We start from the raw sequence: 22,673 nt of genomic DNA, 5'->3' as shown, positions 1-22,673 counted from the left end.
CGCAAGCCCGATCCCAAACGAGCGCCGTCCGCCCGCTGAACGACGCCCCCGGGGAATGGTGTCAGATACCGGGTCGGTCGATACAGGCCCCGACCCCGTCTCCGCGCCGAACCCCGGCCGAGCCAAAGCCACTCTACCGGCCGGGGAAACGGGACATCAGTGGTCGGGGTGGCTCGTGACCAGTTCGGTGAGGACGCCGTGGCAGTCCTTGGGGTGCAGGAAGGTGATGGAGGAGCCCATCGAGCCGGTGCGGGGCTGGTCGTAGAGGACGCGGACGCCCTTGCCGCGGATGGCCTCCGAGTCGCCCTGGACGTCCTCGGTGCCGAAGGCGATGTGGTGGACGCCCTCGCCGTTCTTGGCCAGCCACTTGCCGACCGCGGAGTCCTCGCGGGTGGGTTCCAGGAGCTGGAGGTAGGAGGCACCGCCGTCGGAGGTCTCGTTGATCTTGAGCATGGCCTCGCGGACGCCCTGCTCCTCGTTGACCTCGGAGTGGAACACCTCGAAGCCGTACGTGGCACGGTAGAACTCAACCGTCTTGTCCAGGTCGAAGCAGGCAATCCCGATGTGGTCGATTCTTGTCAGCATGGACACAGTGCAGCGCTACCGGAGGCGGTTACGCAACGTGCGCGCGATCACACTGGCGGGCCGGTGACGGCACGGGTACCGCTCAGTACATTCGGGTAAACCCTCGTTCACTCCTCATCCTCAAGGGGCTGTGCTCCATGTCCGGAACGAACAACACCACGTCAGTGATCGTCGCCGGGGCCCGCACGCCCATGGGGCGACTGCTCGGCTCGCTGAAGTCCTTCTCGGGTGCCGACCTCGGCGGCTTCGCCATCAAGTCCGCGCTGGAGCGGGCCGGGATCTCCGGTGACCAGGTCCAGTACGTGATCATGGGCCAGGTGCTCCAGGCCGGTGCGGGCCAGATTCCGGCCCGCCAGGCCGCCGTCAAGGCCGGGATCCCCATGAACGTCCCGGCGCTCACCATCAACAAGGTGTGCCTGTCGGGCCTGGACGCCATCGCCCTGGCCGACCAGCTGATCCGCGCCGGGGAGTTCGACATCGTGGTCGCGGGCGGTCAGGAGTCCATGACCAACGCCCCGCACCTGCTGCCGAAGTCCCGTGAGGGCTTCAAGTACGGCGCCATCGAGATGCTCGACGCGATGGCCTACGACGGTCTCACCGACGCCTTCGAGAACATTCCGATGGGCCTGTCCACCGAGACGCACAACGGCCGCCTCGGCATCGAGCGGGCCCCGCAGGACGCGTTCGCGGCCACCTCCCACCAGCGCGCCGCCGCCGCGCAGAAGAACGGCGTCTTCGAGGCCGAGATCACCCCGGTCGAGATCCCGCAGCGCAAGGGCGAGCCGGTGATCTTCTCGCAGGACGAGGGCATCCGCGCCGAGACCACCGTCGAGTCCCTGGGCAAGCTGCGTCCGGCCTTCGCGAAGGACGGCACCATCACCGCCGGCACCTCCTCGCAGATCAGCGACGGTGCGGCCGCCGTGGTCGTGATGAGCAAGGCCAAGGCCGAGGAGCTGGGCCTGGAGTGGCTCGCCGAGATCGGCGCCCACGGCAATGTGGCGGGTCCGGACAACTCGCTCCAGTCGCAGCCCTCCAACGCGATCCTGCACGCCCTGAAGAAGGAGGGCCTCGGCGTCGAGGACCTCGACCTCATCGAGATCAACGAGGCCTTCGCGGCGGTCGCCGTGCAGTCGATGAAGGACCTCGGAGTGACCCCGGAAAAGGTGAACGTCAACGGCGGCGCCATCGCCCTGGGTCACCCGATCGGCATGTCCGGCGCCCGTGTGGTGCTGCACCTGGCGCTGGAGCTCAAGCGCCGCGGCGGCGGGGTCGGCGCGGCCGCCCTGTGCGGTGGCGGCGGCCAGGGCGACGCCCTGATCGTCCGCGTCCCGTAGCGGCCCGCAGTCCGCACCCGCACCCGTACCCGTAAGAGATCCGAGGAGCGCAGCACGTATGACGGCGGTGGACGTCCCCCAGCTGGTGGCCCAGGCCCGTGAGGGCAGGCCGCGAGCGGTCGCCCGGCTGATCTCGCTGGTCGAGGGGGCGTCCCCGCAGCTGCGCGAGGTGATGGCGGCGCTGGCGCCGCTCACGGGCAACGCGTACGTGGTGGGCCTCACCGGCTCCCCGGGCGTCGGCAAGTCCACGACCACCTCGGCGCTGGTCTCCGCGTACCGGCAGGCCGGCAAGCGGGTCGGCGTCCTGGCCGTCGACCCGTCCTCGCCGTTCAGCGGGGGCGCGCTGCTCGGCGACCGGGTGCGGATGTCGGACCACGCCTCCGACCCGGGGGTGTACATCCGCTCCATGGCCACCCGCGGCCACCTGGGCGGACTGGCCTGGTCGGCCCCGCAGGCGATCCGGGTACTGGACGCGGCGGGCTGCGAGGTGATCCTGGTCGAGACCGTCGGGGTCGGGCAGTCGGAGGTGGAGATCGCGGCCCAGGCCGACACCTCGGTGGTGCTGCTGGCCCCCGGGATGGGCGACGGGATCCAGGCCGCGAAGGCGGGCATCCTGGAGATCGGCGACGTCTACGTGGTGAACAAGGCCGACCGGGACGGCGCGGACGCCACCGCCCGCGAGCTGAACCACATGCTGAGCCTGGGGGAGAGCCGGGGCAAGGGCGACTGGCGGCCGCCGATCGTCAAGACGGTCGCGGCGCGCGGTACGGGCATCGACGAGCTGGTCGAGGCGCTGGAGAAGCACCGGGCGTGGATGGACGAGCACGGGGTGCTGGCGCAGCGGCGTACGGCCAGGGCCGCGCGCGAGGTGGAAACGATCGCGATCACCGCGCTGCGGGCCCGGCTGGCCGACGTGCACGGCGACACCCACCTGGAGGCACTGGCCGGGCGGGTGGCGGCGGGCGAGCTGGATCCGTACGCGGCTTCGGACGCGCTCCTCGCGACGCTGACGGAACCGGCGGAACCGGCGGAACCGGATGCGGAGCCCGCGGGCCGGTCATAGACTGGCGAACGCCCGGAATGCCCCAACGCAGGGAGGTTTCATGGCGAAGCGCGGCAACAAGAAGCGAGCCCGCAAGAAGAAGAAGGCCAACCACGGAAAGCGTCCCAACGCCTGACCGTGAGGACTGACCACACACGGAAGCCGCACCCGGTCCACGGGGTGCGGCTTCCGTGCGTGTGGTGTGCGGGGCTCAGTCGTTTCCGTCGTTGTCGGACTCGGAGGAGACCACCTTGGCCGTCGCGGTGTCCACGTGGACGTTCTGGGTCTTTCCGTCGGTCGTCTTGACCTCGACGTTCCAGGTGGCGGCGCGGCCGTTGTCGTCGTCGTCATCCCACTCCACCGACCAGACCTTGCCGGGGTGGGCGGCCACGGCCGTCTTCATGGCCTGCTCGGCGGTCACCTTCGCCGCGAGCAGCGCGGCGTACTCGTCCGCGTTCTGATCGTCGTCCGCGTTCTCCTTGGTGACGCTGCCGCTCGCGGCGTCCACCTCCAGCTCCGAGTGGGTGCCGTCCTTGCTGACGACGTCCACGTGCCAGACCGCGCCGTCGCGGTCCAGGGACTCGATGACGCCGGGATAGGCCTTCAGGGCCGCCGCGGCCGCTGCCTCCGCGGTCACGTCGGCGCGTGCGGCGGTGGCCGCGGGCAGGGCCGTCGGGGTGGCGGCGGCCGCCGTCGCCGCGGCCGCCACCGGGCCTCCCAGTGCGAGAACCACGGCCGCGGCCGCCGAAACGTACGTGTTGCGCTGCATGGCTTGACCTCCTCAGGCCGACCACGTGCGCCTACGGTCGCTCGGCCGGGCCGGCTGCGAGTGCGTAGTCCCCATTGTCCGGTGATCCGCCCGGATGGGCGCGCCGAGGCCCGGGCTCAGGCCTTGCCGCGGCCCGCGCGCAGGTGCTCGGCGACCGGTCCGAGCGCGGCGCGCAGGGCGGCGATGGCGTCCGGGGTGAGGAGGTCGATGAAGTGCCGGCGGACGGACGCCACGTGGTGCGGGGCGACCTCGCGCATGGTCTCCATGCCCTCGGGCGTGAGGACGGCGTAGAGCCCGCGGCGGTCGGACTCGCAGTTCACGCGGCGGACCAGGCCCGCCGCTTCCATCCGCGTGATCTGGTGGGAGAGCCGGCTCTTGGACTGCAGCGTCGACGTCGCGAGATCGCTCATCCGCATCCGGTGTTCCTCGGATTCGGAGAGGTTCACGAGGATCTCATAGTCGTTGTTGGTGAGCCCGAACGGCTGGAGGTCCTTTTCCAGCTGGTGACTCAGCAGCCGGCTGACGTCCAGGTGGGTGCGCCAGGCGCACTGCTCGGCGTCGTTCAGCCAGGGGGTGGCCGTCTCGGTCTCGATGGTCTCCATGAAAGAACTCTACCTAAGAAGTTGAATTGCGTACAAAAATGCGGCGGGATGAGAGGTTTCCTACAGCCCGAAGCGCCTCTGGAGATCGCCGAGCTGCCCCGGCATCCGCGGTACGCCCATCTGGCCCAGCGGACCCTGTCCGGGGACGCCCTGGGCGTTGCCGGCGGCCGCGCCGGGGCCCACGGTCCCGACCGCCTGCTCCGCCATCAGCATCTCCGAGGACTGGAGCAGCACCGTACCCGCACCGACGAACTCGAACTGGTGCTCCTCGCCCGAGGAGCCCCCGATGCCCGTCAGCGAGCGCAGGCCGCCGATCACGCCCGACATGTACTTGTGGTCGTAATGGTGGCAGGGCGAGGGGCAGTCCGCCCACCCCACCAGCGCCTGCGGGTCCACGCGCAGCGGCGGCTCCATGAACACCACCGGCCCGTTGGAGGCCGCCACGAACTTGCCGGTTCCGATCAGGGTGAGGAACCCCGGCACGATCGACTGCTTGAGCGCCAGCGTGGGCTGGTAGGCGAGCAGGTTGCCCGACCGGATGGTCAGGTTGCCGTTGTCCAGGTCGTACGAGTTCACGTCGAAGGCCCGGTCGGCGAGCAGCATCTTGCCCTGGCCCTCGGCCACCACCCAGTCGCTCGCGTGCAGCGGCGAGTGGAAGCTGGTGCGCAGCAGCCGGTCGAACCGGCCGTGGCCGATGCCGTTGAACTCGATGCGCCCGTAGTAGGCGATCATCTTGCCCTTCTGCAGGAACCACTGGCTCCCCTTGAGCTCCACGCAGAAGGTGTAGGCGTTGACGTTGTCGTCGGACGGCAGGGTGTACGGGTCGAAGACGGTCGGACCTCCCGGCCCACCGGTCACGGGACCAAAGTTCACAGCTTTTCCTCCGAAGCCTGTACGTACACCGCGCCCTGGCCGGACAGTTCCAGCTGGAACGCCTCGCCCGAGCCGCGGCCGACCATGTCCCGCCAGCCCAGCGCCGTGGACAGCTTGTTGCGGACCTCGCCGTGGTGGGCGACGTAGGCCTGCGGGTCCACGTGGATCGGGCGGTTCGGGTGGATCGGCAGCTCGATGACCCCGCCGTGGGCCATCACGGCCACCGAGCCGTGGCCCTTGAGGGTCGTGGTGAACAGGCCCTGGCCGCTCACCTGGCCGCGGACCATGCCCATGACCCCGCCCTGCGCGCCCATGAACATCGTGCCCTGCTGCAGGCTGCCGTCGAAGGCGAGCAGCCGGTCGGCCTCCACGTAGAGCGTCTCGCCGGTGAGGCTGATGACCTGGATGTGGTGGCCGCCGTGGCCGAACATCACGGTGCCGCTGCCCTCGACCTCCATCAGCGGCGTCTGCTCGTTCGCCACGCGGCGCCCGATCATGCCCATCACGCCGCCCTGGCCGCCGGTCAGGCTCGGGGTGAAGGAGACCTCGCCGCGGTAGGCGAGCATCGCGCCGCGCTGGCTGTACATCTTCTGCCCCGGTACGACCTGGGCCTCGACCATCTTCGAGTTGATCTCGCGGAACGGCATCAGACGTCGCCCCCGATGGTGTTGCGCTCGCTGGGCTGCACGTACACCAGGCCCTCGCCCTCGAAGCGGATCTGGAAGGACTCGCCGGAGCCCTCGCCGATCAGCGTGCGGAAGTTCACACCGGACTGGAAGGACTGCTGGAGGTTCCCGGTGTGCGCGATGTACGCCCCCGGGTCGACGGACAGCGGGTACTGGGCGCTGACGCGCAGCACCACGGCCGGGCCGTCGGACATGATCGCCGCCTGCCCGCTGCCCTCGACGGTGGTGGTGAACAGGCCGTTGCCCGTGGTCGCACCCCGCAGGCCGGTGAAGGTCGTGCCGGTGCGCAGGCCGGCATCGGTGCACAGCAGGTTGCTGGACTCGACGTACAGCTTCTCGCCGCGCAGGTTGACCAGATTGATCTCGCTCGCCCGGTCGGCGAAGAAGCAGGTGCCGTGACCCTGCACTTCCATCACGGTCATCTGCTCGCCGGTGAGCCGCCGGGTCACCATTCCGCGGAGGCCTTCGCCGCCGCCGGTCATCTTCTTGAAGGCCATCTGGCCGTCGTACGCGACCATGGCGCCGTTTTTCGCTTTCACGGCGTCCCCGGTCAGGTCGACGGCGAGCACCTTGCTGCCTTGGAGTCGGAACTGAGCCACGGGAAGACGGTATCCGCAGCGGGCGGCACCGAACAGGGGCCCGTTGGCCGATATACGTCACGGTCCGGCACGGTCCGGCCCGGTCCGGTCGGGGTCACGGCCCGGCCCGCCGGGACCCCGGGCCCCGCGCCAAGATCGTCCGGGGCGGCTGAGACACTGGGACGGACCCCCGGCATCCACCCCGAAGGTTCCACGTGGACATCAAGACCGCTTCCGCCCTGCACCGGCTGCGCCTCATCTCCGTACCGGAGGCGCTCTCGTTCCCGGCGCTGCTGATCTTCGGCTCGGTGCTGAGCCGGATCTCGGACATCGACTACTTGATGATGCCGCTCGGCGTCATCCACGGGTTCCTGTTCGTCATCTACGGCGTCTTCCTGCTGGACGTCTGGTTCAAGGCGAAGTGGCCCCTGAAGAAGGTCGTGCTGTTCTTCCTGCTGGCGCTGGTCCCCTTCGGCGGGCTCTACGGCGACCGCCTCCTCAAGCGCGACGAGTCGGCCGGCGTGCTCGCCGCCCGCGCCCGTGAGGCGGCCCGCGCATGATGATCGCGTTCTCGGTGACCCCGCTGGGCGTCGGCGAGGAGGTCGGCGAGTACGTGGCCGACGCGGTCCGCGTCGTCCGGGCGTCGGGGCTGCCGAACCACACGGATGCCATGTTCACCACCATCGAAGGTGAGTGGGACGAGGTGATGGACGTGGTCAAGCGCGCGGTGGCCGCCGTGGAGGAACGGGCCCCCCGGGTCTCCTTCATCCTCAAGGCCGACATCCGCCCCGGCGTCACGGACGGCATGACGTCCAAGATGGAAACGGTGGAACGCCACCTCGCCGGGGGCTGAGCCACACACGAGCCCCTCGGAAGCTCCCGTGCGGTCCCCGCGCGTGGCCGACGCCGTCCGCATAGTGCGTGCGTCGGGGCTGCCGAACCGCACGGACGCCATGTTCACCACCATCGAGATCGATGGGGACGAGGTGATGGACGTGGTGAAGCGCGGTGGCCGCCGTGGAGGAACGGGGCGCCGGGGTGGCATGGCGTCCATGATGCAGCGTCCATGGTGCAGACGGTGGAATGCCACCTCGCCGGGGAGGGCTGAGCCACCCACGAGCCCCTCGAAAGCTCCCGCGCAGCCCCTCGGTTCTCCGGAGATCGGTCCGGTGGATTCGGGGGGCTTCGTCGTGTCCGGGGCCAATAGTTCGTACTGATCGGTACAACTTTCGCATTTATGTACGCTCGCCGGGCCCGGCACGCATCAGCAGAAGGACGCCCCGTGACCTACCCGCCGCCGTACCCCCACCCGTATGCGTCCTCGCGGCGGTGGTGGCACCATCCGGCAGTGATCATCACCCTGCTCGTCGTCTTTCCGCCCGGGGGCATCGCCCTCGCGTGGACCAGCGGCTGGAGCAAGGGAAAGAAGATCACCGCCACCGTCCTCGCCGGCCTCTGGTTCTTCACCCCGTTCCTGGGCGACCCGCCGGAGAAGACCGGGACCGACGCGAAGCCGAAGGCCACGGTCACCCAGGAGGCCGCCGCAATACCCGCGCCCTCGGCGACCGCAGCCCCCGAAACCACATCGGTAACCACGCCCTCGGCGACCGCGGCCCCGGCTGCCCCGAAGATGCCGGTGGTCATGGGCCTCCCCTTTGCCCGGGCGGCCGAGATCCTCAAGCCGATCGGGCTCAAGTCGGTCGAGCCGGAGAGCGCGTACGCCGACGTCACGCTGCCCGCGACCGTGGACGGCTGGAAGGTCTGCTTCCAGGACCCGGCCGAGGGCAAGGAGATCCAGGCCCCGAAGACCGTGAGCGCCCACCTCAAGGTCGTGGCACCCGGCACGGCCTGCCCGGCGGAGGCAGGCGCCAGGCTGCATCCTGATCCCGACCCCGCCCCCGTGGTGCCGGGGGACGGGGACGACTCGGGCGGCTCTTCCTCGGGAGGCTCCTCCTCGGGCGGATCATCGACCGGCGGTAGCGGCAGCGTCTCCTACAAGAACTGCGCCGCCGTTCGCGCCGCGGGAGCCGACCCGATCCGTCGGGGCGACCCCGGTTACGGCCGCCATCTGGACAGGGACGGCGACGGCGTGGCCTGCGAGTAGCGGGGCTTGAGCCGGGGGCACCCCAGGCCGGGGGCCTCCCGTAGAGCAGACTTCGCAGGCATGAACGCCTCCACGATCAAGCGCGCCGTCCCCTACTACTCCCAGTGGGAGTCCGCCGGGCTGGTGCCCGAGTTCGTCGCGGGGGCCGACTCGGCCCGGGATCCCCTGTGGGCCGGGTCGGGTGCCGGTTCCCCCGAGGAGTACGCCTTCTGGGCGCCCCGCATGTGCGGCGTGGCCTGCCTGCGGATGGTGCTGGGGCGTCTGGGGCTCCCGGTGCCGCCCTCGGTGGAGCTGGTGAAGGAGCTCTGCGGGGCCGGGGCGTACGTGCGGGACGGGGATGCCGTGCAGGGGCTGATCTACCAACCGTTCGCCGAGTACGTGAACGCCCGCTGGGACCTGGACGCCCGCTCCGTACCCGTACTGGACCACCAGGCCGTCCGGGACGCGCTCGCCGGGGGCGGGCTGGCCATGCTGTCGGTCCATTGGTCGATCCGGACCCTCGTCCCGGCCGGGGAGGCCCGGGGCGGTCACCTGGTGCTCGCCGTCGGGGCCACCGACGACGCCGTCCTGGTGCACAATCCCTCCGGCTTCCCCGGTGCTTCGCAGCAGTACGCGCCCGTTCCCTGGGCCGAACTGGACCGCTTCTACGCCGGACGCGGCATCCTGATCGGCGGCCGGGCCGGCTGAGGGCGCGGCCGGCGCGCGGCGCCCGGTGCGGTGACCCGTTCGGCCCTGGCCGCCAGGACACGGAACGGAACCGCCCGGTCGGGTGCATCCCGTTCGACAGCCAGAGGTATCTCCCCTTTCGTTGGGATACGTACCCCGGTTTCGAGCGCTGGAGGAACCGTGCGGCAGGAAGCCTTCGACTACGAGACCCACAGCCGGCTGGCCGGCCCCTGTGAGGAGCCGGATCCCGCCGTCGCCTACCGGGTGAGGTACCGCTCCCTGCTCGCGCGCGAGGACCTCCGGACCCGAATACGGGCCGTCGCGCTCATGACGCTCGCCCCCGTCGCCGCCACCGGGCTGCTGCTCTACCTCGTCTGGCCCACGCACCGGACGGTCCGGGAGGGCGGCGAGGCCTGGCTGGTGCGGCTCGACGCCGTGATGCTCGGATCCGTCGCCCTGATCATGTTCTTCATGGTGGTCAACGTGGTCTCGATCGCCCACGCCACGATGGTCGCCCGGGACCCCGTCCCGGTCCCCGCCGAACCCGGCACCCGCGTCGCCTTCCTCACCACCTACGTCCCCGGCAAGGAACCCCTCTCCATGGCGGCCGCCACCCTGCGCGGGGCGGTCGCCGTCCGCCACGACGGGCCGCTCGACGTCTGGCTCCTCGACGAGGGCGACGACCCCGGGGCCAAGGAGCTGTGCACCGCGCTCGGCGTGCGCCACTTCACCCGCAAGGGCGTCGCCGAGTGGAACACCCCCGAGGGGTCCCACCGGGCGCGGACCAAGCACGGCAACTACAACGCCTGGCTCGCCCGGCACGGCGCGGACTACGACTACTTCGCCTCCGTCGACACCGACCACGTGCCGCTCCCGCAGTACCTGGAGCGGATGCTCGGCTTCTTCCGCGACCCCGACATCGCCTTCGTCGTCGGCCCGCAGGTCTACGGCAACTACACCGCCTCGGTCACCAAGGCCGCCGAGTCCCAGCAGTACCTCTTCCACGCCCTGATCCAGCGCGCGGGCAACCGCTACGGCGCCCCCATGTTCGTCGGCACCAACAACGCCGTCCGGATCAGCGCGCTGCGCCAGGTCGGCGGGCTCTACGACTCCCTCACCGAGGACATGGCCACCGGCTTCGAGCTGCACCGGAGCAGGAACCCCGCGACCGGGCGGTTCTGGCGCTCCGTCTACACCCCCGACGTGCTCGCCGTGGGGGAGGGGCCCAGCACCTGGACCGACCTCTTCACGCAGCAGCTGCGCTGGTCCAGAGGGACGTACGAGACCCTCCTGCGGCAGTACTGGCGGGGCTGCTTCCGGATGCCCCCCGGCCGCTGGCTCAACTACACCCTGATGCTCGTCTACTACCCCATGACGGCCGTCAACTGGCTCCTCGGCGTCCTCAGCTGCGTGCTGTTCCTGTGGTTCGGCGCCTCCGGCACCCAGGTCTCCTCCGAGGTCTGGCTGATGCTCTACACCGACGCCGCCGCCCTCCAGGTCGGCCTGTACCTGTGGAACCGCCGCCACAACGTCTCCCCCCACGAGCCGGAGGGCTCCGGCGGGCTCGCCGGCATGGCGATGTCGGCCGTCTGCGCGCCCGTCTACCTGATGTCGCTCGGCTCGGCGGTGCTGCGCACCCGGGGCGGTTTCATCGTCACCCCCAAGGGCGGCGTCGCCAGCCCCGACCGGCTCGCGACCTTCCGCGTCCACCTCTTCTGGGCCGCCGTCCTCCTCGTCTCCCTCGCCGCCTCCGTGCGCTACGAGCACACCCACGCGGCCATGCGCGTCTGGGCGGTGCTCGCCCTGGCCGTCACCCTGGCCCCGCCGGTGGTCTGGGCCGTGACCGAGCTGCGCGCCCGTACGGCCCGGGCCGCGTCCGGCGGGGGGCCCGGTCCGGGTGAGGAGCCGGAGCAGGCCCTCGCGACGACGGCGGGAGGGAACTGAGCCATGGAGTACCGCCCTTCGAAGCAGTTCAAGAAGACGGCCCTGGGCGCCGGAGCCGTCGCCCTGCTGATCGCGCTCAACGCGCCCGCCGCGCTCTCCTTCGCCGGGGACCGCTACCACTCGTACAAGATCGGGCGGGCCGGCTACCGCGCCCAGTACGGCTCGTGGGATCTGATCGGCCTCCCCGAGGAGTACCGGATCAACGCCATGCACGCGGCGCTGCTGCGCACCGGCAAGGTGCTGCTGATCGCCGGCTCCGGCAACGACCAGCGCAACTTCGACAAGGGCAGCTTCTCCACCGTCCTGTGGGACCCGAAGGACGACAGCTTCAAGAAGATCCCGACCCCGGAGGACTTCTTCTGCTCGGGCCACAGCCAGCTCCCCGACGGACAGCTCCTGGTGGCCGGCGGGACCGCGCGCTACGAGGTGCTCGGCGGCAAGGTCACCCGGGCCGGCGGCGGCATGCGGGTCAAGAACGAGAGCCCCGACAAGGCGGTCACCCTGGCGAAGGGCACCGTCTTCCGGTCCCCCTCGGGCGTCGAGTACGTGTCGAAGTTCGCCGTCACCGTCCCCAAGGCCACCCGCAAGTTCGAGATCGCGCACGGGCGCGGCGGGCAGATGATGCCGTGGAAGACCAAGGTGGTCGCGGCCGAGGCGCGGGTCTTCGTGGAGGCGGTCCGGGAGGGCGCCGCGGGGCTGACGACCCAGGCCGCCCAGTACGCGGTGGCCGGGCTCAAGGGCAAGGACGCCGCCAACGTCTACGGGCTCGCGGAGCGGCTCAGCGCTGGCAAGCAGGACTTCCAGGGCATCAAGTCCGCCTACGAGTTCGACCCCCTGGCGGAGAAGTACGTACCGGTCGACCCGATGAGGGACGCCCGCTGGTACCCGACCCTGGTGGGGCTCCAGGACGGGCGGGTCCTCGCCGTGTCCGGGCTCAACGACGTGGGCGACGTCGTCCCCGGCGACAACGAGTACTACGACCCGAAGACCAAGAAGTGGTCCAAGGGCCCCTTCCGCTACTTCCCGACCTACCCCGCCCTCTTCCTCACCCAGGGCGGCAAACTGCTCTACACCGGCTCGAACGCGGGCTACGGGCCCAAGGAGAAGGGGCGCGAGCCGGGCGTGTGGGACCTGGCGACGAACCAGTTCCGGAAGGTCGGCGGACTGGCCGACCCCGACCAGCTGGAGACCTCCTCCTCCGTACTGCTCCCCCCGGCCCAGGACCAGAAGGTGATGGTGCTCGGCGGCGGCGGAGTCGGCGAGTCCAGGCTGTCCACGGACCGCACCGCCGTCGTGGACCTCAAGGCGGAGGTGCCGGCCTTCCGGCCGACGGCCCGGCTGCCGCAGCGCGTGCGCTACCTCAGCAGCGTGCTGCTGCCCGACGACTCCCTCTTCACCACGGGCGGCTCCGCCGACTACCGGGGCCGGGGCGCCAGCGACATCCGCAAGGCGCAGTTCTACTACCCGCGCACCGACACCTTCGTGGCCGCCGCCTCCCCGACGGTCGGGCGCAACTACCACTCCGAGGCGCTGCTGCTGCCCGACGGGCGGGTGGCGACCTTCGGCTCCGACCCGCTCTTCGCGGACAAGGACAACACCAGGCTGGGCCGGTTCGAACACCGCCTGGAGGTGTACAGCCCGCCGTACGTGCACCGGGACCCGGAGCTGCGGCCGGTCCTGGGGGAGGGGCCCGAGGAGGCAGAACTCGGCGGCTCCGCCACCTTCGAGGCACCGCGGGCCGAGCGGATCCAGCGGGCCCGGCTGATGCGGCCGAGCGCGGTCACGCACACCACCGACGTGGAGCAGCGCTCGGTCGAACTCGGGCTGAGGAAGACCGCCGGCACGGTGACGGTCACCGTGCCCGCGGACCCGACGCTGGTGCCGCCCGGCTGGTACATGCTGTTCGTGACGGACGCGGACGGCACCCCGTCGGTGGCGAAGTGGATCCGGGTACGGCCGGCTCCCGAGCCGCCGGAGCCGCCGTCGGCGGCCTCGCGGGACGGGTGGCTGAGCTAGGGCCCCGCTCGGGCCCGGGTCAGGCGGACAGGGCGCGGCACTGGGTGATCGCGGTGATGACGGGCAGCCCCGCCTCGCCGACGGCGGTGGCGATCCGCAGGACGGTCCGCGTCCCGGAACGCGGTGACGCCCCCGGCGGTGACGAGCGCCAGGAGGATCATGAACCTCACGAAGGCCGAGACGGCGGCAGCACGGGCGGGGACCATGCTCGTCGTGACCCGGGTGATGTTGGCGACGGGGAACGCGTCGGCGCCGACCCAGAGCACCCGCCGTGCGACGCGGACCTCGATGACCTCGTGCTCGGATATGACGGACCCCCCGGTGCCGTGTTCGTAGCGCACAGAATCCATCGCAACTCCGCGCAGGACAAGGGGAATTCGGTCAATCTAGTCCGCGGAGCGGCGGGCCAGGCCCAGGGCGTAGTCCGGCCACCAGGTGCCCGCCGGGGGGCCGCCGCGGCAGGTGCCGTCCGATTCGCCGGGGCGCTTGACCCAGAGGTACGCGTCCACGAGCGGGTCGCCCGTCCCGGCGGTGGGGGGCGTGCCCAGTGCGCGGCCCGGCGGGTTGCACCAGGCCTGGGCGCGGTCGCCCTGGAGGGGGCCGTCGCCGTTGCGGCTGGTGTCGATGACGAAGTGCTTGCCCTTGGTGGCCTTGGAGAGGGTGGCGCCGTACTCCCGGCCGGCCGCGCTGGGCTGGAAGTTGGAGACGTTGAGGGCGAAGCCGTCGGCGCGGTCGAGTCCCGCCTTGTAGAGGGGATCGACCAGTTTCCCCGGGTCCGGGATCCAGGCCGGGTTGCCGGCGTCCAGGTAGACCTTGGTGTTCTTGTTGCGCTTGAGCCGGTCGACGGCCTCGGAGAGCAGGCGCAGCCGCTCGTCGCGGTGGTCGGCCTGTGTGCAGCCGTCCACGAGGTGCGGGATCGCGTCCGGCTCCAGGACGACCAGCGCCTTGGTGTCGGCGATGTTGTCGGCGAAGGCGCCGATCCAGCTCCGGTACGCGGTGGCGTCCCGGGCGCCGCCCGCCGAGTGCTGCCCGCAGTCCCGGTACGGGATGTTGTACGCGACGAGGACCAGGGTGCGGCCTGCCGTACGGGCGCTCGCCCTGGCCCGGCGGATCTCGGGGCCGGGGTCGCCGGCCGGACCCCACAGGGCCATCGGCCGGTCGGCGATGCGGCGCAGCACCTGGGCGTCGCTGTTGCGGCCCTGCGCCTCCCAGGCGGCGACCTGGCGGGCGGCGTCGCTCTGCGGGTCCACCCAGAACGGGGACTCGTCGACGAGGCCGACCCCTGCGGGGTGTGCCGGGGGGTGGGGCGGGGCGGATTCCGGCTGCGCGGTGGGGGTGGGGGAGCAGGCCGTGGTGGCGGCCAGGGCCAGGGAGAGGGCTGCGGTGAGGAGGGTGGCGGGGCGGCTGCGGGGGGCTGGCATCCGGCTTCCTCGGGGCGAAGGGGCGGGCGGCTGCGGGCCGGGTCATCGTGACATGGGGGCAGGTGGGGTGGGGTGCGACAGCGCCGCGTGCGTACGGGTGCTGCTGGGGGAGCTCGGTCCCCCACCCGCCCTTCCCCCGTTCTCCGGGCTGCGCCCGGACCGCCTCAAACGCCGGCGGGGCTGGATATGCCCCGGGCCGGGTTTACGGCTGGGCCGGATTGGTCAGGGCGATGGCCAGGGGGGTGCGTTCGTACAGGATCTGGTGGCCGTGGCGGGAGGGGATGAGGAGGCCGGCCTCCTGGAGGATTTTGAGGTGGGCGGAGACGGTGGAGGGGGCCAGGGACAGGCGGTGGGCCAGGGCGGTGGTCGAGGCGGGCTCGGTCAGAGCGCACAGGACGTCGGCGCGGGCGCGGCCCAGGAGGCGGGCCAGGGCCTGGGGGGCCGGGCCGGCCGGGGCCGTCCACAGGGCGCCGATGCCGCGGGCCGGGTACACCAGGGTCGGCTGCCACGGCGGGTCGTAGCCGCCCACCACCTCCGGCCAGACGAAGGCGCTCGGCATGAGGAGGAGCCCCTGGCCGTCGAGGGAGCGGTCGTGGTGGCCCCGGCGGGCGATGCTGAGGGTGTTCCCCGACCAGCGCAGATCCGGGTGGAGGCCGTCGAAGAGGGCCTCCAGCCCGCCCGCGGCCAGCCGCCGCGAGTGGAACAGGACGTCCGCCTCCAGCAGGGCGCGCAGCCGGGGCCAGTGCGGGGCGACCAGCACCCGCCATGCCTGCTCGTAGAGGTCGGCCAGCTCCCGGACCGCCCGCTCCGGGTCGGCCAGCATCCGCTGCCCGGCCGCGCTCTCCAGGGCGCCCGGGGTGCAGACCAGGGAGCGCCGCAGGTCCTCCCGCGCCGCCTGCGGATCGGCGGCCCGGACCCGGGCGAGCTCCTCCTCGAAGGTGACCGACGGGCCCGTCGGGGGCGGGCTGAGGAAGTCCGGATTGTGTCCCGCGCGCGGCATCAGCAGCCACAGCGGCCGCAGGTCCAGCCCGGCTGCCGCCGTGCGGATCCCGCGGAGCCAGGGCAGGTGGTAGGCGTGGCGCCGCCGGTCCAGCAGGACCCGTACCGCCTCCTGGGTCTCCCAGCGGGGCGAGATCGAGAACCGGCAGCGCATCAGGTCGGCGGGGCCGAAGCGGAAGTGGAAGGGCACGGTACGGGTCCCTCCGGGGGCGAGACGGGACGGGCGGACCGGCCGGCGGGCGGACGGGCGGGGCGGGGCGGTGGGGTGCCGGGCCCGGAGCAGGTGATTCGAGTGGGGACGAATCTCTGGTCCCCCAGCCTAGGCGCCGCCAGGGTGCACCGTATGACCACCGCCAACCAGGGCGCACCCGCCGCCGAGCCGCATCCCGTCCCGGGGGCGCCCGAGCGGACCCCCGCACCGGAACCCGTCGGATACCGGGCCGTCTTCCGGGTCGGGGAGTTCCGGCCGGTCTTCGCCGCGCACCTGCTGTCCGTGCTCGGCGTCGTCATCGCCGAGATCTCCCTCACCGTCCTCGTCTACCGCGCCACCGGCTCCCCCCTGATGAGCGCGCTCACCTTCGCCCTCGGCTTCCTCCCCTACGCCCTCGGCGGCACCCTGCTCGCGCCGCTCGCCGACCGGCTCCCCGCGCGCCGGGTGCTCGTCGGCTGCGACCTCGTCTGCGCGGCGTGCGCGGCGGCCATGGCCGCGCCGGGCACCCCGGTCGCGCTGCTCCTCGTACTGCGCTGCGCGATGGCCTTCGTCGCGCCGCTGTTCCAGGGCACCCGCAGCGCCTCCCTCGCCGACGTCCTCGGCGCCGGCGACGCGTACGTCCTGGGCCGCTCGCTGCTGCGCATGGTGGCCCAGAGCGCCCAGCTCATCGGCTTCGGGCTCGGCGGGCTGCTGCTCACCGTGCTGGCCCCGCGCGGGGCCATCCTCCTCACGGCCGCCGGTTTCCTCGGCTCCGCCCTCCTGCTGCGCCTGGGCACCCGGGCCCGGCCCGCCCGCAGCGCGGGCTCCGCAGGACGGGTCTCCCCGCTCGCCGGGCTGCGTGCCGTGCTGGGCCACCGCCGGCTGCGGGCCCTGACCCTGCTGTCCTGGCTGCCGCCGCTGTTCGTGGTCGTGCCCGAGGCACTGCTGACCCCGTACGCCACGGGCCTCGGCATCTCCACCGCCGGTCTGGGGCTGCTGATGTGCGCGATGCCGGCCGGAGCCATCGCCGGGGAGGTCTGGGCGGGCTCCGCGCTCACCGCCCGAACGCGTTCGCGGATCACGGCCCCGCTCGCGGCGCTCTCGCTGCTCCCGCTGCTCGCGTACGCCGTCCGGCCCGGCCTGCCGCTCCTGCTGGCCGTGCTCGTCCTGGCCGGGCTGGCCCACGCGTACACCCTCGGGCTCGACCAGTGGTACGTCGAGGCCGTGCCCGAGAAGCTGCGCGGCCGGGCGATGACCCTGCTCAGCACCGGTCTGATGACCCTTCAGGGCGTGGGCATGGCGCTCGCGGGCCTCGCGGCGGAATTCCTGCCCGTCCACGTGGTGGTGGCGTCGGCCGCGGTCCTGGGAACCGGGGTCGTCCTGCTGCTGCTCGCCGAGGTGCGCCGGACGGACGGGCCGAGGCGTGAGACGGATCCCGCTGCCAAATGACCGCCCGGTAGGGTCTGATGCGTGCCCAAGCCGCTCAGCCTTCCCTTCGACCCGATCGCCCGCGCCGACGAACTCTGGCAGCAACGCTGGGGGCCGGTCCCGTCGATGGCCGCGATCACCTCGATCATGAGGGCGCACCAGATCCTGCTCGGCGAGGTCGACGCGATCGTCAAGCCGTACGGTCTGACCTTCGCGCGCTACGAGGCGCTGGTGCTGCTGACCTTCTCCAAGGCCGGGGAACTGCCGATGTCGAAGATCGGCGAGCGGCTGATGGTGCACCCGACGTCGGTGACGAACACGGTGGACCGGCTGGTGAAGTCCGGCCTCGTCGCCCGGCGCCCGAACCCGAACGACGGGCGCGGCACCCTCGCGTCGATCACGGACAAGGGCCGCGAGGTGGTCGAGGCGGCCACGAAGGCGCTGATGGAGATCGACTTCGGGCTGGGCGCCTACGACGCCGAGGAATGCGCGGAGATCTTCGCGCTCCTGCGCCCGCTCCGGGTGGCCGCGGCCGACTTCGAGGAGAACTGACCGCCGCTGGTCCTGTGACCGGAAAGGTTCAAACCGTACCGGCCACGGCACCGGACGCGGGCGGAACCGCCCGCGTCAAGATCGTGCAAACCGGACGGTTAGGCTCGACGGCATGAAACGAAGCGTGCTGACCCGCTACCGCGTCATGGCCTACGTGACCGCGGTCATGCTCCTGATCCTCTGTGCCTGCATGGTGGCGAAGTACGGCTTCGACACCGGCGCCGACCTGACCTTCGCGGTCTCGCAGGCGCACGGTGTGCTGTTCATGGTCTACTTGGTGTTCGCCTTCGACCTGGGCTCCAAGGCCAAGTGGCCGTTCGGCAAGCTCCTGTGGGTCCTGCTCTCCGGCACGATCCCGCTCGCCGCGTTCTTCGTCGAGCGCAAGATCCGCGCCGAGGTCGAGCCCCTCATCGTGGGCGATCGGGCCGCCGCCCGCGCCTGACCCCGGCGCCTGACCTCAGCTGATCCATCCACCCCCGGGACGACTCCCCGGGGGTTGGCCATCGACATTTACTAGGACGTCCTAGTAAATTCATCGGTATGGACGCTGACGCCATTGAGGAAGGCCGCCGTCGCTGGCAGGCCCGGTACGACAAGGCCCGCAAGCGCGAGGCCGATTTCACCACGCTCTCCGGCGACCCCGTCGATCCCGTCTACGGACCCCGGCCCGGCGACTCGTACGAGGGCTTCGAGCGCATCGGGTGGCCGGGGGAGTACCCGTACACCCGGGGCCTGCACGCCACCGGCTACCGGGGGCGGACCTGGACCATCCGGCAGTTCGCCGGCTTCGGCAATGCCGAGCAGACCAACGAGCGCTACAAGATGATCCTGGCCGCCGGCGGCGGCGGGCTCTCCGTCGCCTTCGACATGCCGACCCTGATGGGGCGCGACTCCGACGACCCCCGCGCGCTCGGCGAGGTCGGCCACTGCGGGGTGGCCATCGACTCCGCCGCCGACATGGAGATCCTCTTCAAGGACATCCCGCTCGGCGACGTCACCACCTCCATGACGATCAGCGGCCCCGCCGTCCCCGCCTTCTGCATGTACCTGGTGGCCGCCGAACGCCAGGGCGTCGACCCGGCCGTCCTGAACGGGACGCTCCAGACCGACATCTTCAAGGAGTACATCGCCCAGAAGGAGTGGCTCTTCGAACCCGAGCCGCACCTGCGCCTCATCGGCGACCTCATGGAGTACTGCGCGAACGGCATCCCCGCCTACAAGCCGCTCTCCGTCTCCGGCTACCACATCCGCGAGGCCGGGGCCACGGCCGCGCAGGAGCTCGCGTACACCCTCGCCGACGGGTTCGGGTACGTGGAGCTCGGCCTCTCGCGCGGGCTGGACGTGGACCACTTCGCGTCCGGGCTCTCCTTCTTCTTCGACGCGCACCTCGACTTCTTCGAGGAGATCGCCAAGTTCCGCGCCGCCCGCCGGATCTGGGCCCGCTGGATGAAGGAGGTGTACGGGGCGAAGTCCGAGAAGACGATGTGGCTGCGCTTCCACACCCAGACGGCCGGGGTCTCCCTCACCGCCCAGCAGCCCTACAACAACGTCGTGCGCACCGCCGTGGAAGCCCTCGCGGCCGTCCTCGGCGGCACCAACTCGCTGCACACCAACGCCCTCGACGAGACCCTCGCGCTGCCGAGCGAGCAGGCCGCCGAGATCGCCCTGCGCACGCAGCAGGTGCTGATGGAGGAGACGGGCGTGGCGAACGTGGCCGACCCGCTGGGCGGCTCCTGGTACGTCGAGCAGCTCACCGACCGCATCGAGGCCGACGCCGAGAAGATCTTCGAGCAGATCAAGGAGCGCGGGCTGCGCGCCCACCCGAACGGGCAGCACCCGATCGGCCCGATTACCTCGGGCATCCTGCGGGGCATCGAGGACGGCTGGTTCACCGGGGAGATCGCCGAGTCGGCCTTCCAGTACCAGCGCTCCGTGGAGAAGGGCGACAAGCGCGTCGTGGGCGTCAACTGCCACCACGGCTCGGTCACCGGGGACCTGGAGATCCTGCGGGTCAGCCACGAGGTGGAGAAGGTGCAGGTCCGCGAGCTCGCCGAGCGCAAGGCCGGCCGCGACGACGCGAAGGTGACGCAGGCGCTGGACGCCATGCTGGCCGCCGCCCGCGACGGGTCGAACATGATCCCCGCGATGCTGGACGCGGTGCGCGCCGAAGCCACGATGGGCGAGATCTGCGACCTGCTGCGGGACGAGTGGGGCACGTACACGGAACCGCCGGGCTTCTGACGCCCCGTCGCGGGCCCGCCCCGGCCCGAAGGACACGCCCTAAGGTGGCGGCCATGACTGGCCGCCACCTTCCCGTTCCCGTGTACGGGGTGAGCGTCCGCGTGCTCATGCAGACCAACTGCGGGCCGTACGCGTACATCGCCGCCGACTTCGAGCCGCCCGGCCGGGACGGGCTGACGGAGGTCCTGAACGCCGTGCCGGAGCACCGCCGGCTGCCCGAGGTGTACGCGGCCTGCGTGCGGGCGGGCATCGTGCGCGGGCTCGACGGGGTGGCGGCCTCGGTGCTGCTCACCGACGCCCACGTCCACGAGGTGGACTCCTCGGAGTACGGCTACCGGCTCGCCGGGCTCGAAGCGGGCCGGGCGGCCCTGGTGGCCTCCGGGCTGCTGCCGCCGCAGGAGGCCGACAGCCTGCGCTGGGCCGACTGGCCGGGACGCCCGAGGCCCTGGCCGGGCCACAACCCGCGCTCGGAGGCGCTGATCGCTTCGGCGCCGGCCTGGTGCGAGGACTTCCTGCCCCTGTCGGACGGCGGCAGGCCCGCCGTGGTCACTCCGCCGGTGCGGGGCCGGAAGGGCCGGCGGCGGAACCCTGGAGGCCGTACATGAGCAGCGCCGTGAAGGTGGCCACCCACAGCTCGTCCACCGGCTCGGAGCTGACCAGCGCGCGGTGGACCACCGTGCCCGCGATCACGTCGAAGATCAGGTCCGTGGTGTGGGCGGCGAGGGACTCGTCCTCCTCGTAGGGGAGTTCTCCCCGGGCCTGCGCCCGTTCGCGCCCCAGTACGACGAGACGTTTCTGCCGGTCCACGATCGCCGACCGGATCCGGTCCCGCAGGGCCTCGTCCCGGGTGGACTCGGAGACGACCGCCATCAGGGCGGTACGGGCCTCCGGGCGCCGCAGCAGCGCCGCGAACTGGAGCACCACGTACTCGATGTCGGCTTCGAGCGAGCCCCGGTCGGGGAGTTCGAGGGAGTCGAAGAGCTCCGCGACGGCGTCCACGACCAGCTCGCTCTTGCCCGACCAGCGCCGGTAGAGGGTGGTCTTCGCGACCCCGGCCCGCACCGAGACGTCCCCCATCGTCAGCTTCGACCAGCCCAGCTCCACCAGTGCGTCCCGGGTCGCGGCAAGGATCGCGGCGTCCGCCGCGGCGCTGCGCGGGCGGCCGGTGCGGCCGGGCGGGCAGGAGGTGTCCGAGCTGGGGTTGCGCATGGCCGAGACCATACCCGCCGGTAGCAGAGGCGACCGGCCCCCCGGGCGTGTGCTTCAGATCACGGAGCGCGGGCGGGCCGGGGGAGTTACGCTACGACTCGTAGCGTAAGAGCGACAACCACGCGAAGAGCTACCGGCGCCAGGTGGGGACCCGGCGCCACAGCACGACAAGTAATGCGATCGGTTCGTTTCGGCCGATCTTTTTCGTCGGCGCGCGCACTCGGGGGAGGATGTACGCATGCAGCCCAGAAACATGTCCATGAGCGGCGTCGTCGACCTCGCCGCGGTGAAGGCGGCCGGTGAGGCCAAGGCCAAGGCCGAGCAGGCCCGCGCCGACGCGGCCCGGAAGGCCGCTCAGGGCGGTGCGCCCGAGCCCGCCGGGGCCGTTCCGCCGTCCGCGCTCGTCTTCGACACCGACGAGACCCGCTTCGAGAGCCACGTGGTCCCGCTCTCGGGCGAGGTTCCGGTCATCCTCGACTTCCGCGCCGAGGGCTTCGAGCAGGGGCAGGAGCTGAGCCTGCTGCTGGAGCGGCTCACCATCGAGGCGAACGGCCGCCTCGCGCTGGCCGCGCTCGATGTGGCGGCCAACCAGAACCTGATCCGCGAGTTCCGCATCCAGGCCCTCCCGGCGGTGTTCGCCGTGGTCGCCGGCCAGGCGATGCCTCTGTTCCAGGACTTCGCGTCCGAGGGCGAGGTCCGCGGGGTCCTGGCCCAGCTGGTCCAGATCGCCGAGGAGCGCTTCGGGGTCATCGGCGTCGCGGTGGACCCCGGCGCGGAGGGCGCCGCCCCGGGACCGGGCGCGGCGGAGGCGGAAGAGCCGGCCGGTCCGTACGACGCGCTGCTCGACGAGGCGATCGAGGCGCTGGACGCCGACGACCTGGACGGGGCGGTGCGCGCCTACAAGAACGTACTGGCGGCCGACCCCTCCAACACCGACGCCAAGCTGGGCCTCGCCCAGGCCGAGCTGTTCGTCCGGGTCAAGGACATGAACCCGCAGGCGGTGCGCGCCGCGGCGGCCGAGAACCCGAAGGACCCGGCGGCGCAGATCGCCGCGGCGGACCTGGATCTGGCCGGCGGTCACGTGGCGGACGCCTTCGGGCGGCTGGTGGACACCGTGAAGGTGACGTTCGGTGACGACCGGGACGCGGTGCGCGTGCGGCTGCTGGAGATGTTCGAAGTGGTCGGTCCGGACAGCCCGCTTGTCACCTCGGCGCGCACTGCGCTCGCCCGGGTGCTGTTCTAGACCGCCACAGGACCGACACACCACCGGCACACGCCGGAATTTGTTGACACGGAGATAAACAGCGGCCGCGCTTTGCCAAAACTTGGCAATCGCGGCCGCTGTTACTCGCAGTAAATCGAACCCCGTGAACTGTCCGGTGTGTTCACTCTTCCCCCGGTCTGTCGTGGCCCTGGGTGACACCCTGTGTTGCC

General features: G+C 71.6%; 25 protein-coding genes and 1 pseudogene. 16 read left to right on the top strand and 10 right to left on the bottom strand.

The features are described from left to right. Positions 1-156: 156 nt before the first annotated feature. Positions 157-585, bottom strand: a complete 429-nt coding sequence (mce, locus tag OHA37_RS11750) for a methylmalonyl-CoA epimerase (RefSeq protein WP_266904394.1) — start codon at positions 583-585, stop codon at positions 157-159. Between the two features lie 137 nt (positions 586-722). Here mce and OHA37_RS11745 point away from each other — a divergent pair, with 137 nt between their 5' ends. Genes OHA37_RS11745 through OHA37_RS40775 form a run of 3 tightly spaced genes read left to right on the top strand, consistent with a single transcriptional unit; the run spans position 723 to position 3,097 of the window. Then, positions 723-1,919 carry an acetyl-CoA C-acetyltransferase gene (locus OHA37_RS11745; RefSeq protein ID WP_266904392.1) on the top strand — a complete coding sequence of 399 codons (1,197 nt, stop codon included), beginning with the start codon at positions 723-725 and terminating at the stop codon, positions 1,917-1,919. Positions 1,920-1,977: 58 nt separating this feature from the next. Then, on the top strand, positions 1,978-2,982 hold the full coding sequence (meaB, locus tag OHA37_RS11740) for a methylmalonyl Co-A mutase-associated GTPase MeaB (RefSeq protein WP_266904390.1): 1,005 nt from the start codon (positions 1,978-1,980) through the stop codon (positions 2,980-2,982). Positions 2,983-3,022: 40 nt separating this feature from the next. Beyond that, positions 3,023-3,097, top strand: a complete 75-nt coding sequence (locus OHA37_RS40775) for a 50S ribosomal protein bL37 (RefSeq protein WP_099895366.1) — start codon at positions 3,023-3,025, stop codon at positions 3,095-3,097. A gap of 75 nt (positions 3,098-3,172) precedes the next feature. Here OHA37_RS40775 and OHA37_RS11735 read toward each other — a convergent pair whose 3' ends face one another. The 5 genes from OHA37_RS11735 to OHA37_RS11715 form a co-directional block, all read right to left on the bottom strand. Then, positions 3,173-3,730 carry a PepSY domain-containing protein gene (locus OHA37_RS11735; RefSeq protein ID WP_266904388.1) on the bottom strand — a complete coding sequence of 186 codons (558 nt, stop codon included), beginning with the start codon at positions 3,728-3,730 and terminating at the stop codon, positions 3,173-3,175. A gap of 116 nt (positions 3,731-3,846) precedes the next feature. After that, positions 3,847-4,323, bottom strand: coding sequence for a MarR family winged helix-turn-helix transcriptional regulator (locus tag OHA37_RS11730; protein ID WP_266912698.1), 477 nt, complete (start codon positions 4,321-4,323; stop codon positions 3,847-3,849). A gap of 69 nt (positions 4,324-4,392) precedes the next feature. Then, the gene (locus tag OHA37_RS11725) at positions 4,393-5,190 is read right to left on the bottom strand and encodes an AIM24 family protein (protein ID WP_266912696.1); all 798 of its coding nucleotides are present in this window, start codon (positions 5,188-5,190) and stop codon (positions 4,393-4,395) included. A gap of 11 nt (positions 5,191-5,201) precedes the next feature. After that, positions 5,202-5,852: an AIM24 family protein gene (locus tag OHA37_RS11720; protein ID WP_266904386.1), complete on the bottom strand. Its 651-nt coding sequence runs from the start codon at positions 5,850-5,852 to the stop codon at positions 5,202-5,204. Further along, positions 5,852-6,490: an AIM24 family protein gene (locus OHA37_RS11715; protein ID WP_266904384.1), complete on the bottom strand. Its 639-nt coding sequence runs from the start codon at positions 6,488-6,490 to the stop codon at positions 5,852-5,854. The genes OHA37_RS11720 and OHA37_RS11715 overlap by 1 nt, the downstream gene beginning before the upstream one ends. Before the next feature lie 194 nt (positions 6,491-6,684). Here OHA37_RS11715 and OHA37_RS11710 point away from each other — a divergent pair, with 194 nt between their 5' ends. The 7 genes and pseudogenes from OHA37_RS11710 to OHA37_RS11680 all read left to right on the top strand — a co-directional run bounded on the left by OHA37_RS11710 (position 6,685) and on the right by OHA37_RS11680 (position 13,199). Further along, positions 6,685-7,029: a DUF3817 domain-containing protein gene (locus tag OHA37_RS11710; protein WP_266904382.1), complete on the top strand. Its 345-nt coding sequence runs from the start codon at positions 6,685-6,687 to the stop codon at positions 7,027-7,029. Continuing rightward, positions 7,026-7,322 (top strand): MTH1187 family thiamine-binding protein, encoded by a 297-nt coding sequence (locus tag OHA37_RS11705; protein ID WP_266904380.1) that lies wholly within the window; start codon positions 7,026-7,028, stop codon positions 7,320-7,322. Before OHA37_RS11710 ends, OHA37_RS11705 begins: the two co-directional genes overlap by 4 nt. A 28-nt stretch (positions 7,323-7,350) precedes the next feature. Further along, positions 7,351-7,577 (top strand): annotated as a pseudogene (locus OHA37_RS11700) (thiamine-binding protein). Positions 7,578-7,817: 240 nt separating this feature from the next. After that, complete coding sequence (locus tag OHA37_RS11695) at positions 7,818-8,573, top strand: excalibur calcium-binding domain-containing protein (protein WP_266904378.1); 756 nt, start codon at positions 7,818-7,820, stop codon at positions 8,571-8,573. A 60-nt stretch (positions 8,574-8,633) separates the two neighbouring features. Beyond that, complete coding sequence (locus OHA37_RS11690) at positions 8,634-9,260, top strand: C39 family peptidase (RefSeq protein WP_266904376.1); 627 nt, start codon at positions 8,634-8,636, stop codon at positions 9,258-9,260. 159 nt (positions 9,261-9,419) lie between these two features. Next, positions 9,420-11,183, top strand: coding sequence for a glycosyltransferase family 2 protein (locus OHA37_RS11685; protein WP_266904374.1), 1,764 nt, complete (start codon positions 9,420-9,422; stop codon positions 11,181-11,183). A gap of 3 nt (positions 11,184-11,186) precedes the next feature. After that, the gene (locus tag OHA37_RS11680) at positions 11,187-13,199 is read left to right on the top strand and encodes a kelch motif-containing protein (protein ID WP_266904372.1); all 2,013 of its coding nucleotides are present in this window, start codon (positions 11,187-11,189) and stop codon (positions 13,197-13,199) included. Here OHA37_RS11680 and OHA37_RS11675 read toward each other — a convergent pair. The 3 genes from OHA37_RS11675 to OHA37_RS11665 all read right to left on the bottom strand — a co-directional run bounded on the left by OHA37_RS11675 (position 13,196) and on the right by OHA37_RS11665 (position 15,809). Next, entirely contained in the window at positions 13,196-13,549 is a 354-nt protein-coding gene (locus tag OHA37_RS11675; protein ID WP_266904370.1) for a DUF6232 family protein, read from the bottom strand. The two genes, OHA37_RS11680 and OHA37_RS11675, sit on opposite strands and share 4 nt — an antisense overlap. Positions 13,550-13,585: 36 nt before the next feature. Continuing rightward, the gene (locus OHA37_RS11670) at positions 13,586-14,620 is read right to left on the bottom strand and encodes a glycoside hydrolase family 6 protein (protein ID WP_266904368.1); all 1,035 of its coding nucleotides are present in this window, start codon (positions 14,618-14,620) and stop codon (positions 13,586-13,588) included. A gap of 202 nt (positions 14,621-14,822) precedes the next feature. After that, the gene (locus OHA37_RS11665) at positions 14,823-15,809 is read right to left on the bottom strand and encodes an ArsR/SmtB family transcription factor (RefSeq protein ID WP_266904366.1); all 987 of its coding nucleotides are present in this window, start codon (positions 15,807-15,809) and stop codon (positions 14,823-14,825) included. 153 nt (positions 15,810-15,962) lie between these two features. Between OHA37_RS11665 and OHA37_RS11660 the strand changes: the two genes are divergently transcribed. The 5 genes from OHA37_RS11660 to OHA37_RS11640 all read left to right on the top strand — a co-directional run bounded on the left by OHA37_RS11660 (position 15,963) and on the right by OHA37_RS11640 (position 20,635). Further along, positions 15,963-17,258: an MFS transporter gene (locus OHA37_RS11660; protein WP_266904364.1), complete on the top strand. Its 1,296-nt coding sequence runs from the start codon at positions 15,963-15,965 to the stop codon at positions 17,256-17,258. Positions 17,259-17,279: 21 nt separating this feature from the next. Next, the gene (locus tag OHA37_RS11655; protein WP_266904362.1) at positions 17,280-17,789 is read left to right on the top strand and encodes a MarR family winged helix-turn-helix transcriptional regulator; all 510 of its coding nucleotides are present in this window, start codon (positions 17,280-17,282) and stop codon (positions 17,787-17,789) included. A 112-nt stretch (positions 17,790-17,901) separates the two neighbouring features. Further along, positions 17,902-18,231 (top strand): DUF3817 domain-containing protein, encoded by a 330-nt coding sequence (locus OHA37_RS11650; protein WP_266904360.1) that lies wholly within the window; start codon positions 17,902-17,904, stop codon positions 18,229-18,231. Between the two features lie 98 nt (positions 18,232-18,329). Next, on the top strand, positions 18,330-20,030 hold the full coding sequence (locus OHA37_RS11645; protein ID WP_266904358.1) for an acyl-CoA mutase large subunit family protein: 1,701 nt from the start codon (positions 18,330-18,332) through the stop codon (positions 20,028-20,030). A gap of 53 nt (positions 20,031-20,083) precedes the next feature. Then, the gene (locus OHA37_RS11640; protein ID WP_266904356.1) at positions 20,084-20,635 is read left to right on the top strand and encodes a hypothetical protein; all 552 of its coding nucleotides are present in this window, start codon (positions 20,084-20,086) and stop codon (positions 20,633-20,635) included. On the opposite strand, the gene OHA37_RS11635 is transcribed toward OHA37_RS11640, so the two are convergent. Further along, a complete protein-coding gene (locus tag OHA37_RS11635) occupies positions 20,577-21,239 on the bottom strand; it encodes a TetR/AcrR family transcriptional regulator (protein WP_266904354.1) in 663 nt (220 codons plus the stop codon). The genes OHA37_RS11640 and OHA37_RS11635 overlap by 59 nt on opposite strands. A gap of 238 nt (positions 21,240-21,477) precedes the next feature. On the opposite strand from OHA37_RS11635, the gene OHA37_RS11630 reads away from it, so the two are divergent. Further along, complete coding sequence (locus tag OHA37_RS11630; protein ID WP_266904352.1) at positions 21,478-22,482, top strand: tetratricopeptide repeat protein; 1,005 nt, start codon at positions 21,478-21,480, stop codon at positions 22,480-22,482. Positions 22,483-22,673 lie beyond the last annotated feature (191 nt).

It is taken from the genome of Streptomyces sp. NBC_00335 (assembly GCF_036127095.1).
Classification (GTDB): Bacteria; Actinomycetota; Actinomycetes; order Streptomycetales; family Streptomycetaceae; genus Streptomyces.
This window is presented reverse-complemented; position numbering and strand designations above follow the sequence as displayed.

Bases quoted from the DNA above. Each gene is read 5' to 3' on its own strand.
- OHA37_RS11675 (WP_266904370.1), bottom strand. From the start codon at position 13,549: ATGGATTCTGTGCGCTACGAACACGGCACCGGGGGGTCCGTCATATCC.
- OHA37_RS11640 (WP_266904356.1), top strand. From the start codon at position 20,084: ATGACTGGCCGCCACCTTCCCGTTCCCGTGTACGGGGTGAGCGTCCGC.
- OHA37_RS11670 (WP_266904368.1), bottom strand. From the start codon at position 14,620: ATGCCAGCCCCCCGCAGCCGCCCCGCCACCCTCCTCACCGCAGCCCTC.
- OHA37_RS11635 (WP_266904354.1), bottom strand. From the start codon at position 21,239: ATGCGCAACCCCAGCTCGGACACCTCCTGCCCGCCCGGCCGCACCGGC.
- OHA37_RS11630 (WP_266904352.1), top strand. From the start codon at position 21,478: ATGCAGCCCAGAAACATGTCCATGAGCGGCGTCGTCGACCTCGCCGCG.
- OHA37_RS11705 (WP_266904380.1), top strand. From the start codon at position 7,026: ATGATGATCGCGTTCTCGGTGACCCCGCTGGGCGTCGGCGAGGAGGTC.
- OHA37_RS11660 (WP_266904364.1), top strand. From the start codon at position 15,963: ATGACCACCGCCAACCAGGGCGCACCCGCCGCCGAGCCGCATCCCGTC.
- OHA37_RS11680 (WP_266904372.1), top strand. From the start codon at position 11,187: ATGGAGTACCGCCCTTCGAAGCAGTTCAAGAAGACGGCCCTGGGCGCC.
- OHA37_RS11735 (WP_266904388.1), bottom strand. From the start codon at position 3,730: ATGCAGCGCAACACGTACGTTTCGGCGGCCGCGGCCGTGGTTCTCGCA.
- OHA37_RS11745 (WP_266904392.1), top strand. From the start codon at position 723: ATGTCCGGAACGAACAACACCACGTCAGTGATCGTCGCCGGGGCCCGC.
- OHA37_RS11690 (WP_266904376.1), top strand. From the start codon at position 8,634: ATGAACGCCTCCACGATCAAGCGCGCCGTCCCCTACTACTCCCAGTGG.
- OHA37_RS11720 (WP_266904386.1), bottom strand. From the start codon at position 5,852: ATGCCGTTCCGCGAGATCAACTCGAAGATGGTCGAGGCCCAGGTCGTA.
- mce (WP_266904394.1), bottom strand. From the start codon at position 585: ATGCTGACAAGAATCGACCACATCGGGATTGCCTGCTTCGACCTGGAC.
- OHA37_RS11645 (WP_266904358.1), top strand. From the start codon at position 18,330: ATGGACGCTGACGCCATTGAGGAAGGCCGCCGTCGCTGGCAGGCCCGG.
- meaB (WP_266904390.1), top strand. From the start codon at position 1,978: ATGACGGCGGTGGACGTCCCCCAGCTGGTGGCCCAGGCCCGTGAGGGC.
- OHA37_RS11650 (WP_266904360.1), top strand. From the start codon at position 17,902: ATGAAACGAAGCGTGCTGACCCGCTACCGCGTCATGGCCTACGTGACC.